Origin of the sequence: Martelella radicis (genome assembly GCF_014196625.1) — a bacterium.
Lineage (GTDB): Bacteria > Pseudomonadota > Alphaproteobacteria > Rhizobiales > Rhizobiaceae > Martelella > Martelella radicis.
The window spans coordinates 208,041-224,100 of the sequence record NZ_JACIDZ010000001.1; the positions used below are offsets into that span (position 1 = coordinate 208,041).

The window sequence follows — 16,060 nt, forward strand, 5'->3', positions numbered from 1 at the left end:
GGTTTTCGCCCTGTCGGGTCAGCCGACCGGGTCATCCGCGCGTGCCAGCTCGAGCCGATGCAGGAGGTCTGCGATCGGCTCCGGCTCGTGGATGTAAAAGCCCTGGGCGAAATCGACGCCGTAGTCCTTCAGCTTCGCACAGGTGGGCTCGTCGCCGACATATTCGGCAATGGTCTCGACGCCCAGCACACGCGCCACCTCGACGAAACACTTGATCGTCGCCTCGTTGAGCGGATCGCTCAGGAGTTCGCGGATGAACTGGCCGTCTATCTTCAGATAGTCGAGCGCGAAGTGCTTGAGATAGCCGAAGGAAGAGGAACCGGCGCCGAAATCGTCGAGCGCGACAGAAATGCCGCGGTGGCGAAGGTTTTCGATGAAGGAGGAGGCCTCCTCCATATTGGTGATGACTGCAGTCTCCGTGATCTCGATGCAGAGGCAGTGGCAGGTCTCGCTTCCGGCCTCGTCCAGAAGATCGAGCGCCATCTTGTGGAAGGCGCGGTCACCGAGCGATTTCCCCGAGAGGTTGACGCAAAGCCGGGCCCTTTCGCTCGAAAGCCCGGAGGAGGCGATCTTTTCGAGCGCCTTTGCAAGAACCCATCGATCGATATGGGAGACGAGATTGAACCGTTCGGCAGCCGGCATGAATGCGCCCGGCAGAACGATCTCGCCATTGTCGTCGACCATGCGCAGCAGCAGTTCGATATGGCGGATTGACCCGTCCCCATCGATCGGCGCGATGGCTTGGGCGTAGAGAACGAAACTCTCTTCCTGCAACGCTCGTTCGATCCTGGAAGCCCAGCGGGTTTCGCCCGACCGCATCTTCAGGGTCTCGTCGCTTTCTTCCCACGCATGCACGCGGTTGCGGCCTCTCTCCTTGGCGACGTAGCAGGAGGTGTCCGCTGCCTGCAGAATCGCCGAAACGCTGGTGGAGCGCCGGTCGATCGGGACCAGACCGATACTGGTGCCAACCCTGAAATGCTTTTCATCGTGAACGAAGCGGAACTCGCTCATCCGGTCGCAGATTTTCTGGGCAATGCGCTCGCCGTCCGCCGGGCTGCAATGCTCGAGCAGCACCGCGAATTCGTCGCCGCCGAGCCGCGCCAGCGTGTCGCGCTTGCGCAGACAGTCCTGCATCAGGCTGGAAACCTTTTTCAAAAGTGCGTCGCCGACGGTGTGACCGCATGTGTCGTTGACGATCTTGAACTGGTCGAGGTCGATATAGAGAAGAACATTCGCCGTGCCGGCCTCCTGGGCCGTCTCGAACGTTCTCTGCAACCTACGGTCGAATTCGGAGCGGTTCAAAAGGCCTGTCAGCGGATCGTGACTGGCACGGTAGGTCATTTCCCGCGAAAGGCGTCTTTGCTCGCTGACATCGTGGAACACCAGGACCACGCCGAGGATCTGGCCTTCGGAACTTCGGATCGGCGCCGCGGAATCCTCAATCCCGTATTCGAGTCCGTGACGCCCGACAAGAAGCGTATTCTCCGCAAGTCCGACGACGCGTCCGTGTTCCAGGCTTGCGGCGATCGGGTCCGGTGCAATTTCGCGCGTTTCCTCATTGATGATCGAAAAAACCTGGGCGGAAGGCTTGCCCGCCGCCTCATCCGCGCTCCAGCCGGTCATCCGCTCGGCTGCCGGGTTTAGCCAGCGGACCCTGCCTGCCGCATCGGTCGTGATCACCGCATCGCCGATGGAGTTGAGCGTCACCCTCATCAGTTCGTGTTGTTCGGCGAGATCGAGGGTCATTTGCCGCCTGGCGGTCACATCCCAGGCCGCGCCGATGACGCGGCTCGGGCGGCCGGACTTGTCGCGCACCAGATTGGCGGCGATGTGGAGATGGCGATAGGCGCCATCGGACAGCATGACGCGGTATTCCTCATCAAGATGGTCACCGGTTTCGATGGTTCGGTGCACGGCCTTTTCCACTCGCTCGCGGTCTTCAGGATGTACGGCGCGCCTCCAGATATCCCCGATATCGTCCTCGCCCGAAGCATCGAGGCCATAAAGCCGATACATGAGCGCATCCCAATGGGCGACCCGACGATCGATTTCCATCTCCCAGATGCCGATCCCGCCGCTGTCGGTGGCGATCGTCATGCGCTCGCTCATCAGGAAACGTTCTTCCTCGGCGCGTTTGCGGGCGGTGATGTCGGTGTGGGTTCCGATCATGCGCATCGGCGAGCCGTCCTCGGCGCGCTGGACGACGCGGCCGCGATCCAGGATCCAGATCCAGCGCCCGTCCTTGTGGCGCATGCGGAACTCCTCCTCGAAGAAGGGAGCCTCGCCGCGAATGTGGTCGGCATCGGCTGTGCGTGCCCGTTCGACATCGTCGGGGTGGATGTAGTCCAGCCAATGGTCGCCACTATCGGCAATCTCGTTGCGGCGATAGCCGATCAGTCCGCACCAGATGTCCGAATAGTAGGTCTTTCCCGATGCAAGATTGGCGTCCCAGACCCCGATCCGCCCGTTTTCGGTGGCGATGGCCATCCGCTCGTTGACCCTTTCCAGCTCGAGGCGCTGGAGCACCTGCTGGGTCACGTCCTGGGATGCGCCCAGGAGGCGCACCGGTCGGCCGTCCTCAAACTGGACGGAACCGTTGACCCGCAGCCAGATGCGGCGGCCGTCGCCCCGCGTCATCGGCAGTTCCATGTCCCAGCTCGTGCCGTTTTCTATGCTCGAGCGCAAGGACGTCTCGAAAGTTTCCCGCACCTCCGGATCAAAAAAAGAGACCACTTTTTCAAGCGAGGGCTCGAAATCGGATGCAACGCCATGAATGCGGCAGGTCTCCTCCGACCAGTAGACCTTTGCGGTCTCAAGGTCGACTTCCCAGCCGCCGACGCCGGCAAGATTGCCGGTGCGCTCCAGAAACTCGCGGTTCTGGCGCAGTTCCTCTTCCTCGTCCTTCTGGCGTGTGACGTCCTGCAGCGTGCCAAACACCCACTCAGGCTTGCCGCTTTCGGTCCATGTAAGGGCGCGGCCGCGGCCGGCGACCCAGATCCAGTCTCCGGATTTGTGGCGCAGCCGCATCTCGCAGTCATAACTTTCGGTCTCCCCGCGCAGGTGTGCGGCAAGCTGCCCCTCGTGAAGAGCCAGATCATCAGGGTGGATCCGATCCTGCCATGTGCGGATGTTGGGCGATCCCAGCTCTTCACGCTCATATCCGATGATCCGCGCCCAGAGGTGATTGAGCCTGAACTCGTCCGTCTGGGCATTCCATTCCCATGTGCCGGAACGCGTTGCCTCGATGATCTGCTGCAGACGGCGCCGTTCCTCGATCAGTGCGTTCTCCGCTTTCCGGCGCTGGGTGACATCCTCGATCGTGGATATGATCCGCAGCGGATTGCCCGCGCCGTCGCGTTCGAGAATGGCAGAGAGCAGTACATCGAGGACCTGGCCCGACCGCGTGACCATCTGGTAGCGGACGTTTTCGCAATGGCCGTCGAACAGGAAGGCGGGCAGCACTTCCGTTCGCGAAATTCTGGCCGATTCGGGCGTCAGGAAATCGGCCAGCTTGCGGCCGATCACCTCCTCGCGATTATATTTCATCACGTCGAGCCAGCGGTCGCTGACGCTCAACAGCGTTCCCGAGGGATCGGTCGAATGCAGCATTGCCGGCGTCGCGCGGTAAAGCCGCTCGATCTGCCGTTCGGCCGCTTCGAGTTCCCGGTGGGTTTTGACGACATCGCCGATGTCCCGGATGATTTCGGTTGCCCCTGTGACCGCGCCGCTGTCGGAGACCACGGGGCCAAGCGAGACGGAGACCGCCAACCGCGTTCCATTTTTATGCACCCGTTCGGTCCGCAGGTTGCGGTTGGCGCTGATATCCCCGAGCCGTTCCGCAAGGTTGGTCTGCGCGTCGCGGTGTTCCGGCGCGACGATCAGCGAAAGCGGCCTGCCCACGGCTTCTGCGGCTAGGTAGCCGAAAAGTCGTTCGGCGGCGTCGTTCCAGTGGCGGATCGTACCGTCATTATCCATTGTCAGGATTGCGTCGGGACTGTTCTCGAGAATGGAGCGCGCCTCGGCCTCGACGGCTTGCAGCTCCCGTTCGCGAAGAGCCATCAACCGGGCCTCGAGCGCTTTCGCCGCGGCGCGGGCCAAATGGCTCAGAATATCTCTCTGGTTCTGAGAGAGGGTCTTCGGCTTCTGGTCGATGACGCAGAGCGTACCGACCCGCTCGCCATCGGAAAGCTCAAGCGGCACGCCTGCATAAAAGCGGACGCCGATACCGTCAGTGACGAAGGGGTTTTCTGCAAAGCGACTGTCCTGCGTCGCGTCCTCCACCTCCATCAACTGCCTGCCCTCAAGGGCGTGCGTGCAGAAAGAGACGTCGCGCGCGGTCTCCTCCACGCCTTCAAGGCCGTAATTGGCCTTGAACCATTGCGTGTCCTCGTTCAGGAGTGTGATCAGCGAAATCGGCGTGCCGCAGACCAGCGCGGCGGCCTTGGTCAGCGCGTCGAGTTCAGCGGACGGGGCGGTGTCGAAGCGCCTCAACCGATCATAGGTCGAATGCTGGCCCGCACCCGTTTCTTTCGCTCGCTCGGTCATCTCTTGTTTCGTGACCTCCGTCTTCTGCGGCCGGCGCACCCGGCTCTTGCGATCTCCTTTTGAGCTCCGCTCAATATTAGGACGTTTTGGTCGTGTAAACGACCCGTCAGGCCCGACAGATTTGCCTTCGGCGGAAAACAGTCGTCCCGTCTTGCCGCTCCGGCCGGGCCAAAGTGATATTTATCAATGGAGTAGGGGGATTTCTTAAATCCCTGATCGGAGTGGAGAAAATCGCTGTCAGGCTGCAGATTGCCTAGATTTCGATCGGTTCCTGGACCAGATCGACCCCGAAACGGGTGCTGACCTGCTCGCGCACAAACGCTGCGAAGCGGATGACATCCCGGCGCGTCGCGCCGCCATGATTGACCAGGACCAGGGCATGTCCTTCAAAGGTGCCGACAGGGCCGAGCCGCTCGCCCTTCAGACCGCATTGCTCGATCAGCCAGCCGGCTGACAGCTTGACGCTGCCGTCGGGTTGCGGGTAGCGCGGCGCGTCCGCGAAATTCTCGGCTTGGGCAGCGCTGACGACGGGGTTGTGAAAGAACGAACCGGCATTGCCGAGCCTGCGCCAGTCCGGAAGCTTCGACCTGCGGAGCGCCAGAACATGCGCCATGACCTCGCCCGGCAAAGCCCCGGCGGAAAGACGCTCGAGACCGGCATAGACGTTGGACGGCCGCCAGTCTCGCGGTAGCGCCAGGGTCAGCGACAGGATGACGTGCCGGTCCGGTTCGGCCTTGAACCGGCTTTGGCGATAGCCGAACCCGCATTCCTCGCGTGTGAAAACCCGGGTCTGCCGGGTTTCGGTGTCGTAGGCCTCAAGACGTTGAAAGAAATCGGAGAGCTGGGCGCCATAGGCGCCGATATTCTGGACCGGCGCCGCGCCGACCGTTCCGGGAATGCCGGCAAGATTTTCCAGCCCGGGCATGCCGCTTTCGACGGTCCAGGCAACGAATTCGTGCCAGTTCTCGCCGGCGCCGGCCGTGACGATATTGTGCGTTGCGGTCTGGTCCGCCTGGTTTCGCCCTTCGATCTTCATCAGGCCGACAAGGGCCTCGACGGTTTCACTGAGGACGACATTGCTGCCGCCGCCGAGGATCTTGAGCGGCATGTCGCGCTCTCTCGCCTCGTCAACAAGCGCATCCAGATCGTCGGCTGCGTTGATGCGGGCGGCGAGCCTGGCGGCAGATACGAGGCCGAGCGTATTCTCGCGCGTCAGGTCGAAATCGGCAATCAGGTCCATCAGGCAGTCGGTCCGCTTCACGTGGGCTTGGCAATGCCCGTCAATAGTCTCAGCGTCGCCGCCGCGCAAGCGTCGGCCGTTCTGCAAAGCGTCAGATCGTGTCCGGCCGGCACTGACGCTCGTCAGAAAAAAGTCCTGCTCCCCCCAAATGGGGGGCGCGTCTGCAGGGGGCGTTCGCTACTTCTCTTATCCTGAACGCGCGAAGGTCGCGCGGACTGCAACCGGACGAAGACTTCTTCGCGTATAATGAGGGTGAATACCGAATGTCGAAAATGAAGATGCTGCTGTGCGCGGCGCCCCTGATGCTTCTCGCTGCATGTACCGAATCGCTGGATTATGATGCAGAGGACGACGCCTATATCAGCGGCGCGAATACACCTTCGTCCAACGCGAGCGCGAAATCCTCGATCCTGCAATGTCCGTCATCGTGCACGACCACCAAGGGCGGCAAGGTCAACGTTCAGGTCGCCTCGACCTGCGATGCCGCGCGCAGCTATTACAATGAGTACAAGCTTGCCGTTAACAAGTATGGCTCCGCCGGAGCGGAACCCTACTGGGACGCCTATGAGCAGACGGCCGATCTGGCAAACGAGATGTACTCCGCATACGGCTGCCAGCCGGACTACTAAAGCATTCAAAGTGCGGGACCGTGCGGCGTATGCCGCGGCACGGTTCCCTCAGGGCAGAACTGCCGATGTCTGAAATGCTTCTAGATGTGCGGGGTGTCGGAAAAAGCGTCACTTCGTCATCGCAGACGATCGAAATCCTGAAGGCCGTCGACCTCGCGCTTCGACCCGGGGAGCGGCTGTGCATTATCGGGGCATCTGGGTCGGGCAAGTCTTCCCTGCTTGAAATTCTGGGAACGCTTTCGATCCCCGACAAGGGACGGGTGCTGATATCGGGTCGGGACGTGATTGCGATCGGTGATGCGGAGAAGACGCGTCTTCGTCGCCAGTCCATCGGATTCGTGTTCCAGGGCTTCAACCTGATCGATCATGTGAGTGCGGCGGACAATGTGGCCTTGCCCTTGCGTTATCAGGGCATCGGCCGGAAAGCGGCGCTAAGGCGCGCGCTGGCGGAGCTGGACAGGGTCGGGCTGTCCGCGCGCGCCGGCCTGCGCTGCAGCCGCCTCTCGGGCGGGGAAAAACAACGGGTCGCGCTGGCCCGCGCGCTTGTCACCCGGCCAAGACTGATTCTTTCGGATGAGCCGACGGGCAATCTCGATGAAGAGACCGGACGTCACATTCTTCGGCTTCTGATGGACAGCGTCAGCGAAGATTGCGGGCTGGTCATGGTCACCCACAATCTGGAATATGCCCGCCGTTTCGACCGTGTCGTGAAACTTTCGGGCGGATGTTGTCACGATGTCAGTCCTTGAGCCGCTTCTCGCGCGATTGCGGGCCTTCGGGCTCACCCGTCTGTTCTTCGCCGTGGTGACGTTGTCGATGACACTTTCCGGCACCATCGCCAACTATGCTTTGTCGGGCAATGCGCTCAGGCATTTCGACATGCTGCTGGAACTCAACGAAGCGGATACATTCGTGGTGAGCGGCGCAAATGCCGAGGTCGGCACATTGACGGATGGCATGTTCGACCCGGCGGGTCTTGCGCGCTTCGCGCCCGCAGCGCTTGAAGGCCTCCTTCCGCCCGGTTTCGAGGTCGTTTCCTTCCGCAGTTTCCCGGTCGCCATCGGCAGCGGAGGCGCGACCCAGCGCGCCAACGCCTATGCGGTGGGGCGTGGTTTCATGCGGCTTGCCGGGCTCGACATCGGCGCGGCCGGCCGGCTTTCGCTCTCCGATCATATGGAGGATGGCTGTCTCGTCGGCCGGAGGCTCGCCGAGCGGATTCAGCTTGATGCAAACCTTCCGCTCTGGGTGGAGGGCCGGGTCTGCCATGTGGCTGCCGGTTTCGACGCGCCGGCGCGGCCGCCCTTCGCCAATCTTTCCGATTCGATCCTGATCGCAGAGCACGAGGATTCTTTCGAGCAGGTGACTGCGGGCGCTTTCAGCCTTCTTGTTTCGGGGCCGCCGTCAAGCCTCGCCGAGGACCGGCTGGAGGGCCTGCTCTCCCTGATTTTCGACACTTCACGCCTGTCTTTCTGGTCGAGCCTGCCGATCGTCGAACAGGCCCGCGAACTGAAATTCATCGCGACGGCCATATCTGTCGGTCTCTCGGCGATCATTCTTCTTGTCGGCGCGGTCTCGATTGCGGCCCTGATGTCGTTTTCCGTGACCGAGCGCCGCCGCGAGATCGCGATCCGGCGCACGCTCGGCGCAACCCGCAGCCGGATCGTCATCGAGATCGTTCAGGAAACGCTGCTGATCGCTGTCCTCGCGCTTGTGATCGGCATTTTCGGTGGGTTGGCGCTTGCCGACATCTTGCAACAGCCGTTGAGCCGCTATTTCCTTGCCGGGCGCGCAACGGGGGCGGGGATCGATATCACCCGTATTTCGGAAGCGATCGCCGGTTTTCTGGCGGTCACGCTGGTCGCCGGCATCATACCCGCGCTGAATGCGGCGCGCACGGATCCGGCGACCGTGTTGCGGGAAAGCTGAGGGAAAAGACCATGCGCATCATATCTGGGGAGAGCGGCCTTGCCTAAGTCTAGGGAAACGCTGGCAGTTCTGGTTCTGGCGGCGGCGGCCCTTGCGGCCGGGCTTTGGACCGCGCGCGCCAACGTCTGGCCGTTCGCCGGCGACAAGGCGCGTTCGACGACCGCCGACTTGCGACGCGTCGCGATCGGGACGCATGCGTTTGTCCGCCAGGTCGTGCGACACTGCCATGTCGATTATGGCGCTCCCCGATCGATCGAAGTGACCGCGGATGGGCGCGTTGAGGCGCTGGAGAAGCAGAATGCCGCAGTGAAGCGAGGCGATCCGATCGCACGCTTCGATGCGACCAAGCTCGAAAGCGAAAAGAAGAACGTTCTCCTGGAGCTGTCAAACCTGAAGGAGCGGCTCGCGTTTCGCACCGGCCCTTACCGGGAGCAGACCGACGCGATCGCCGCGATCGAAAGACAGGATCTAACTGAAAAACGCGACCGGCTCAGCCAGGCCCTGACGGAAATCGTGGCACTGGAGAAGAGGGGACAGATCGCTCCGAACCGGGTCGAGGAAGCAAGGCTCAAGCTCGGCGAGGCCAAGACCGCGCTTGGTCGTTTCGAGCACCAGCAGACTTTGCGGAAGGCGCAGGACGCGCTGGATGTCAGCCAGTTGCGCTATACCGTCGACAAGACCAAGCAGCGCCTTGGCGATATCCGGGCGGAGCTGGAGCGCGCGATCATTCGCGCCCCGGCGGATGGACGGCTTGTCTGGACGGATCCCGGTTTTGCCTTGAAGGGCGAGGGGACGGTTCGATCCGGCATGACGATCGGCTCCATCGTTGATCCCGAGGTCTATGGCGCGCGGCTGCGTTTTATCGACAGCGACATGAGCGTGGTGGATGGCTCGGCGGTAAGTGTAAGCTTCGGTTCCGGCCGGCCGGAGGCCGCCGCGACAATCGTCGCTACGCAGCTTGTCGACGACCCGCTCGAACAGGCGCGCGGCCGCTTTGAATATGCCGTCGAAATCACATTTCCGGCGACAAGCCATGATGGTGTGCTGCATTCACAGGCCGTTTGCAGCTTCTCCAAGGCGCTTGGTGAACCGGCACCCGCCATTCCCGCAGCGGCGATCATGTTCGACAACGGCAATCCCTATGCACGCAGCGTCGAAGGCGATCAATTCGGGCTGGTCGCTCTTGAACTTGGAGAGGTCTCCGGCAGCTATGTCCGCGTCCTCTCTGGCCTTCAGCCGGGTGATATCGTCCTTGAGCCGTAATTCCTGCCATAAACCCGACTTGGGAGGCCGTATCCGTGCGCCTTCGACCGCGCCGCGCGCTGGCCGCGCCCCTTTCTCGCGGTTTAGAGCCTTCATTGTCAGCGTCATGTTTCTCGCCGCGCTTGCCGGATGTGCCTCGCCGGAGCTGAAGGCGACGCGCGATGACATCGACATGCTGGCAAAGAAGATCGACGGGCCGGTCCCCGCGCCAGCGGCAGGCGCGACGCTTAGCCCGGAGGCGCTGGTCGCGACAGCGAGCGAGCGCGGCCAGGATGTCATGAAGGCCGAGATAAAGAGGGCCGAAGCTGAACTCGCGCTCGACGAGACGAAATCGCGCCGGCTGCCGCGTATTTCGGCCGAGGCACGCGATTATGTCACCTTCCAACGCCAGGGCGGCGTCGCCAGTGATGCCAATGTCATCCTCGGCGTGAACTGGGATATCGCCTACGCGCTGCTCGGTCTCGACAAGCATAATGTCGAGATCGCCGAAAAGCTTATCCCTGTCCAGTATCAGATCGCCCGGCGCAACGCGCTCTCCGGGCTGCTCTCTTCCTACGCCTCGCTGAGCGACCTCGATTTTCAGCGCAGACGCACGCTTTTGGAGGCCGACAAGCTGTCCTGCCAGCAAACCGTGATGCGGGCGGAGAGCCAGCTCGGCAATGTATCGGAGGCCGAACTCAAGGCGCTTGGACAGAAAATCGTCGCCGTCCGCAGGGAGGTTGGCGCGATCACAGCGGCCATGAAGGCGCAGGAGGCAAAGGTCCTTTCGCTCGCCGGGCTTGGCGATGCCGGCTACAGAATTCGCCCGGCGGCCTCCGTCTTGCCGGCGCTCTCCGCCCTGCCTCAGGCCGCCGACACCGACGGCGATGCCTGTTTCGAGCGTTCGGGCAACAAGATCCTCGAGAATCTTCTGGTGGAAGCGGCGGGCGCACAGCTCGATCTTGCAAGGAAATCGCGCTTCACCAAATTGACGGCGGCGTTGCCGACCTTCATGAGCCAGAATGGCGGCCTCAGCTTCCAGTTTCTGGTGGGTTACGTGCTCCCGCTGATCGACCAGGGCGACGCGATGCGCGTGACCCAGAGGGCGCGGTTGAACCTCTTGAATACCATCCTCGTTGCAAAGGAGAACCGCCAGGGTTTCCTGAACCGCTATAATGACATGGCGCTGAACGCGGCGGGCCTCGCGCGCGAACAGGCTCAGGCGCAGCTTGCCGTCGAGACGGCGCGAACGGCGCTTGCCTCGGCGCCGGAGGCCGGTCGATGCGAGGCGGAGGTGGTGGTGCGTCAGGCGCGGCTTGCACGCGAGGAGGCCCTCTTCAAGCTTGATCTGGCGCGCGCCGGGCGCAGGCTCCTGTGCGCGCCGCTTGACGACGAGGCAGGCGCTGAGCCGGTGCTGGCCGAGGCAGAGCGCTAGAAAATATCGCAGTCAAGTGGCAAGATCTGACGTTCGAGAAATGCGTAAAACCAAGTAGAGGAAGTGAGGTCGCGTTTCCGTGCAAGGCGGAACAGTCTTAGTGCGGGCCGCTTCTGGCGGCCGTCACGCCTTCGACCGGTTTGTCGATCGTCTTCTCCGGCACGGCTGATGAGGTGGGCTCATCCCGCAACAGGAGGTCACCGGCTGCAAGCGCGCACAGGCGGGGAAAATGGCTTGCGGCGACGTGATGCCCGGCATCCGGGACGAGCTGAAGTTCGGCGCGCGCGATTCCTTCGCAGAACCGGGCGATAGCCGCCGGCGGGCACATCGTGTCCTGGCCGCCGTGCAGAAAGGCGAGCGGTTGCTGCAGGTCTGCCGCCTCGTGCTCCCAGCCCCGTTCGTTGACGGCGAGATCGGCGACGACGCTGGCCGTCGCCCGCTCTCCGATCAGGCGAAGCCACTCAAGCGCCCAGCCGGTTTCGATATAGCGGTCGATTGTGGCGAGATCGGCCGGGCAGTCGCGATAGGCATGACGATAGGCCCGGGCTGCGAGCGCGGGCGAACGCGTCAGCATCGCATAGGATCGGACCAGCGCCGAGAGCACGAAAGGGCGCTGGCGGATGGCGTTGGAAAGGGCCGCCTGCATGCTGCGATCGGCAACCCCCATGGAGTGCGATGGCGGGTAGGGCGCGCCGGCAATGACCAGGCGAGAGGCAAGTTCGGGATGCCGGTGCGCGAAATGGACCGCCCAGGACACTCCGGAATTGACGGCAACGCAGGTAACCGGCTCACCGATGAAATGCCGCACATATTCCGCGAGCGCGTCCGAATAGGTCTCGAGAAAGCCGAGGGGATGGGTATCCGCTGCGCCGGGTACGAAGAAGCGCGGCACGACGATCCAGCGCAGTCCGTGGCGGCGAAGAAGCGTTACCTTGTCCTCGTAGAAGGTGGACGGCGAGAGCAGCCCGTGGAAGAAAACCAGGGGTCTGCCCCTGCGGTCGCCGAACTCCCAGACCGGCAATTCCTTGCCGGATTCGAGTGCCACGGCGTGCACCAGGACATCCCTGCCGTAGTGGCGGGCGAGAAGCTTGCGCTCCGGCCTGTCATCCAACGGGCGGCTGAGCGTCTCGATGAAATAGGCCATCAGCCTGGTCGAGACGAGCCGCGTCAGCGCGGCCTGGCTGGTGACTTCGAATTTCTGGAAGATGACCTGCAACTGTTTCCGCTTGGTATCGTAGGACGTATTCAGCCTCTCGGCCGCCTGTTTCAAGTCGTGTCCGGCGAGCAGGCTCGACAGAAGGGAGTATTCGCTGTTGGTCAGTCCTGTTTCCGGGTTGGCCGTCAGCGTGTCGAAGAAACGCGGGCCGATGTTCAGCGCCAGCCAGGCGGCGCGAGGCGGAGGATCGGACCAGTAGCGGCTGACGTCGAGCAGCAGAACGAGATCGTTGTTGTGCTCGGAGATGAAGACGCCGTGTTCGTTTACTGCCGGCAGTTGCAGTTCTTGGGGCCGGAAGGCCTCGTCGCTGCCGTAGACGGCGTGCCCCTCGCTGTCGAGAAGGCAGCACGGCATGTCGAAGGCCGGCAGCCGTGTATGAAAAAACTGCTGGACCTCGATCTGGCTCCGGGCCTCGCGGATTTCGGGGTCGTCTTCTTCCCAGCCGCGCGGCAGCGCTGCTGAGCCCAATAGTTTCGGAATTTCGGCGAGCCGGGAAAGATGCCGCCTGAGAGCCGCGCGTGGTAAATTCATGGCGCAGACAGTTGAGCAAATCTTGAAAAAGATCAACGATAAAGGCGAGAACAGGGCGGTCTTTGCTTACCGACCGTTGCGTTGGCGGTACACCGAACGCCGGCCCCTGATGGTCACCGCATTGCGCGCCGGCGGCCGCAGTCGATCTTCAGCGAGAACACGGTGAGCAAGGCGGCGGCCCCACGCGGCCATCCTTCTCTTATCGCGCATCCGCGAAGGCTTTCGACAATAGTTTGCACGCCGCGACGACGTCACTGCCTGCAGGTTTGAGAGGCTTGTATTCAAGCCCGATCCGTCCTCTGTAACCGGCACCGACCAGCCACCTCAGTCGTTCGGCAAGATCGACCGTGCCCGACCCCGGATCGTTGCGGCCGGGGTGATCAGCGACATGGACATGCACCACCTTGTCGATATGTCCGGCGAGAACGGTTTCGATCGACTCGTCCATGACCGCGGAATGATAGAGGTCGTAGAGAAGGCCGATCTCATCGCGATTGACCGCATCGATGATCTCGAAGCCCTCGAGCGTGGAGTGCAGGAAATAACCGGGATGGTCGATCCTTGTGTTCAGCGGCTCGATGCCCAGCCTGACATTGCTTCCGATCAGGATGTTTGCGGCTTTGGAAAAGGTCTCGATCAGAGACGCCTTCTGGTCGGCTCTTTCGATCTGCGGAAGGTCATTGCCGGTCTGGGCGATCAACACCGGCGCCTCAAGTCGGTTGGCGACCTCAACGGATCGCTTCAGGCCTTCCAGCCATTCATTCCGGTTGACCGGGTCCGTGACTGCGATCAACGGTTCGGCCACGAGGCCCGATACGGCGATCCCGCAGGCTTTGGCGATCCGGGCGATCGCCTCCACATCCTTGTTTGACCAGAGCCAGAATTCGAAGGCAGGGAAACCAGCGGCCGCCGCTCGCTCGATACGGTCGGTGAACGTGTCGTCGGGCTCGGCGAACAGCCATTCCAGGCAGGGCGAAAATTCGAGCTGCGGCACGGGATTCTCCTAGATTGCCGGATGCCAGCCGCGTTCTGACAGCGGACGGTCGGGGGCTTCGATGGTGATGAAACTTGCAAGATCGGGGCCGAAGGTGGGCAGCGCCATCGGGCAGGAAACTCCTGGCAGAACCCGCACGTCGAATAGCTCCTTGATGCCGCCTTCGATCCTCAGCCACTCGACGATGTCTCCGTTTGCGGTGTTCACGATCTGCAGGCCGCACCAGGCTTCGGCGCGGCGCTTTTCGAGCTCGTCCTGGAGATTGAGGCCGGAGAAGACCCCCTCGCGACGGGCAAGCGAAAGCCCGACAATGGCATGGCCGTCATGGAAGGAGAGGCCGCGCAGGAAGCCAGGGCAGAAAGCGACGCGTTCACGCGTCCTGTTTTCGAGATCGAGGCGGGTCAGATAGCCGTTGCCGGAATCAAGGAACCAGAGTGCGCCTTGATGAAGGCGCGGCGAGTGTGGCATCGACACGCCCTCGGTGACGATCTCGTCGGTTTCGACATTGACGATGACGCCGCCGTCGCGGCGCTCGTTGCGCCAGCCGTCGACGATATCGGTGGTCGAGACCGACGTTACAAAGCGCGGCACGCCGTTTTCCATGGCGAGCCCGTTGAGGTGACAGCGGTCCTCCGGCGCCAGCTTGGAGATGAAGGGCGGACGCCACACCGGCTTGAAGGAGTGGACCACGCTGTCTGTGGCGAGGCAGGAATATTTGGTGTTGACGAAGAGCAACCGTCCGGCGGCATCAATGCCGAGTTCGTGGACATCGAGATCGGCGACCGTCTGCCCGCGCCGCGGTACATAGAGCTTGTCAAAGGCCCCATTGGCGCGCTCGTTCGGACCAAGCACGTTCTCGAACCGCCAGATCTGGGCAAGACCCGCAAGAAGAAGCCGCTGCTGATCGCCGATCAGGCCCATGGCGCGCACGAAATTGCGCTGGTGAAGCGACAGCGAGCCGTTGGGCAGAACGCCGACGAGAAACAACTGACCTGTCTGGTAGGAGGTGAAGGCGAGCGAGCAATTGTGGAGCGAAAGCCATTGCGCAAACCCGCGTGAACAGGTCACCTGCGATCGGATTTCTTCGGCCTGCGGTGCTGCTGCTCCAGGCGCATCGGCGGGGGCGAGCCCCTGGTCGGGCGCTGTCGCGTCGGTGGTCTTTGCGTCTGTGCCTTCCAGACGCGGTTCGTTTTCTCTGTCATTCATGGGGAATTCCCGGCGCCTGCTTTTCTTGTTGCCGGCGGCATGGCCTCGTGGCCTGCAGCACGGTGCCGGCTACTAGACATGAGGAGCCGCGCGGGAGCAAGCCGCAGCGACCCCGCATGAGAGCGTTTCAGTGCAGCAAGGCCCGGAATTCAGCCGCGAACATGACTGAAACCCCAAAAAAAGTCCGCGTCCTGTCAGTGACGCGCCCATTGCGGCATCCACGCATCGTGAGCAGCAAGAAGATCGTCGACTTGCGACCGGATCTGGTCGAGGTCAATCTCTGCGGCGGTGTGGGGTCCGTCATGCGACGTGATAGGGGTGCTCGCGACTTTCCTTCTTCAGCGCCGGCCCTTCATCAACGCTGCGACGGTCAGTTCCTGCACGTTGATATTGGTCCTCATCAGCGCGGCAAGCTGCGAGGCAACATTTTCGGTAAGTGAGATTGCACTTATATCCGGTTTCCCTCGCTCCAAATTCTCGCGCGTCTTCGCGTGCTTCAAAGGCATGCCGCCGGCGGAATGAGTGGTCTTGCGGCGGCTTCGCCATGCAGCCGAACTGCTTGCCGGAAGCGAACGCCCGGTCAAGGAGATCGCCGAACTCTCCGGGTTCCCCGATCCGAACTATTTCGCCAAGCTGTCTCGCCGCTATCTGCGCACGAACCCGACGGATTTCCGGCGTATCGGCGCTACCGCGAGCTTTGTCGTCTCTGATGCGGCGAGCGGTTCATCTCTTTCGAAAAGGCAGGCGGGGCGGTTTGACGCTTCGGACAGAGCACCGTGACAATATGGGCCTTGATTCGTCTGGTGAGCCGTCTATGTCTTGTAGCAGGGCGCAATTACCCTGAGGACATGGTCTCCCGCGAACCCGAGAGGGCAGGCCGGAGGTTTCTCAAGCCCCGGGAAGAGTCGACTTGATTTCCCGTATCGGGGGATCGTAAGCATAAATGCACGCAATGCGCGCCTGATTGACATGGTTTTCATCATGGTCGCGCGATAAGTTGACCGATATCAATGCATGCGCGCCTTGATTATGTTTGTATTATCAGTTTGCAATTGTATTTTGTCATTTGTACTTGAAAAATAAGTAAAAATGTCAA

The 16,060-nt window shown here is 62.1% G+C and carries 11 protein-coding genes and 1 pseudogene; 6 read left to right on the plus strand and 6 right to left on the minus strand.

Annotated elements, in window-relative coordinates; genetic code table 11:
- Window positions 1-18: 18 nt before the first annotated feature.
- Complete coding sequence (locus GGR30_RS00930) at window positions 19-4,545, minus strand: PAS domain S-box protein (protein ID WP_183481285.1); 4,527 nt, start codon at window positions 4,543-4,545, stop codon at window positions 19-21.
- Window positions 4,546-4,798: 253 nt separating this feature from the next.
- Complete coding sequence (gene murB, locus GGR30_RS00935) at window positions 4,799-5,785, minus strand: UDP-N-acetylmuramate dehydrogenase (protein ID WP_183481288.1); 987 nt, start codon at window positions 5,783-5,785, stop codon at window positions 4,799-4,801.
- Between the two features lie 263 nt (window positions 5,786-6,048).
- Between murB and GGR30_RS00940 the strand changes: the two genes are divergently transcribed.
- The 5 genes from GGR30_RS00940 (at window position 6,049) to GGR30_RS00960 (ending at window position 11,017) form a co-directional block, all read left to right on the plus strand.
- Window positions 6,049-6,414: a hypothetical protein gene (locus tag GGR30_RS00940; RefSeq protein ID WP_183481290.1), complete on the plus strand. Its 366-nt coding sequence runs from the start codon at window positions 6,049-6,051 to the stop codon at window positions 6,412-6,414.
- 65 nt (window positions 6,415-6,479) lie between these two features.
- Entirely contained in the window at window positions 6,480-7,163 is a 684-nt protein-coding gene (locus GGR30_RS00945) for an ABC transporter ATP-binding protein (protein ID WP_183481294.1), read from the plus strand.
- The gene (locus tag GGR30_RS00950) at window positions 7,150-8,340 is read left to right on the plus strand and encodes an ABC transporter permease (protein WP_183481297.1); all 1,191 of its coding nucleotides are present in this window, start codon (window positions 7,150-7,152) and stop codon (window positions 8,338-8,340) included. The genes GGR30_RS00945 and GGR30_RS00950 overlap by 14 nt, the downstream gene beginning before the upstream one ends.
- A 39-nt stretch (window positions 8,341-8,379) precedes the next feature.
- Window positions 8,380-9,603, plus strand: coding sequence for an HlyD family secretion protein (locus tag GGR30_RS00955; protein ID WP_183481300.1), 1,224 nt, complete (start codon window positions 8,380-8,382; stop codon window positions 9,601-9,603).
- Between the two features lie 106 nt (window positions 9,604-9,709).
- Complete coding sequence (locus tag GGR30_RS00960) at window positions 9,710-11,017, plus strand: hypothetical protein (RefSeq protein ID WP_183481303.1); 1,308 nt, start codon at window positions 9,710-9,712, stop codon at window positions 11,015-11,017.
- A 97-nt stretch (window positions 11,018-11,114) separates the two neighbouring features.
- Here GGR30_RS00960 and GGR30_RS00965 read toward each other — a convergent pair whose 3' ends face one another.
- The 4 genes and pseudogenes from GGR30_RS00965 to GGR30_RS23270 all read right to left on the minus strand — a co-directional run.
- Complete coding sequence (locus GGR30_RS00965) at window positions 11,115-12,764, minus strand: alpha/beta fold hydrolase (protein WP_183481306.1); 1,650 nt, start codon at window positions 12,762-12,764, stop codon at window positions 11,115-11,117.
- 199 nt (window positions 12,765-12,963) lie between these two features.
- Entirely contained in the window at window positions 12,964-13,758 is a 795-nt protein-coding gene (locus GGR30_RS00970; RefSeq protein ID WP_183481309.1) for a TIM barrel protein, read from the minus strand.
- A gap of 9 nt (window positions 13,759-13,767) precedes the next feature.
- A complete protein-coding gene (locus GGR30_RS00975) occupies window positions 13,768-14,964 on the minus strand; it encodes a TIGR03032 family protein (protein ID WP_183481312.1) in 1,197 nt (398 codons plus the stop codon).
- Window positions 14,965-15,158: 194 nt separating this feature from the next.
- Window positions 15,159-15,380 (minus strand): annotated as a pseudogene (locus GGR30_RS23270) (alpha-glucosidase/alpha-galactosidase); the annotation flags it as partial.
- 112 nt (window positions 15,381-15,492) lie between these two features.
- Here GGR30_RS23270 and GGR30_RS00985 point away from each other — a divergent pair.
- A complete protein-coding gene (locus GGR30_RS00985) occupies window positions 15,493-15,744 on the plus strand; it encodes a helix-turn-helix domain-containing protein (RefSeq protein WP_183481318.1) in 252 nt (83 codons plus the stop codon).
- Window positions 15,745-16,060: the final 316 nt, after the last annotated feature.

Coding starts and splice junctions, on each gene's coding strand:
- GGR30_RS00930 (WP_183481285.1), bottom strand. CDS start 4,545: ATGACCGAGCGAGCGAAAGAAACGGGTGCGGGCCAGCATTCGACCTAT.
- murB (WP_183481288.1), bottom strand. CDS start 5,785: ATGGACCTGATTGCCGATTTCGACCTGACGCGCGAGAATACGCTCGGC.
- GGR30_RS00940 (WP_183481290.1), top strand. CDS start 6,049: ATGTCGAAAATGAAGATGCTGCTGTGCGCGGCGCCCCTGATGCTTCTC.
- GGR30_RS00945 (WP_183481294.1), top strand. CDS start 6,480: ATGTCTGAAATGCTTCTAGATGTGCGGGGTGTCGGAAAAAGCGTCACT.
- GGR30_RS00950 (WP_183481297.1), top strand. CDS start 7,150: ATGTCAGTCCTTGAGCCGCTTCTCGCGCGATTGCGGGCCTTCGGGCTC.
- GGR30_RS00960 (WP_183481303.1), top strand. CDS start 9,710: ATGTTTCTCGCCGCGCTTGCCGGATGTGCCTCGCCGGAGCTGAAGGCG.
- GGR30_RS00965 (WP_183481306.1), bottom strand. CDS start 12,764: ATGAATTTACCACGCGCGGCTCTCAGGCGGCATCTTTCCCGGCTCGCC.
- GGR30_RS00975 (WP_183481312.1), bottom strand. CDS start 14,964: ATGAATGACAGAGAAAACGAACCGCGTCTGGAAGGCACAGACGCAAAG.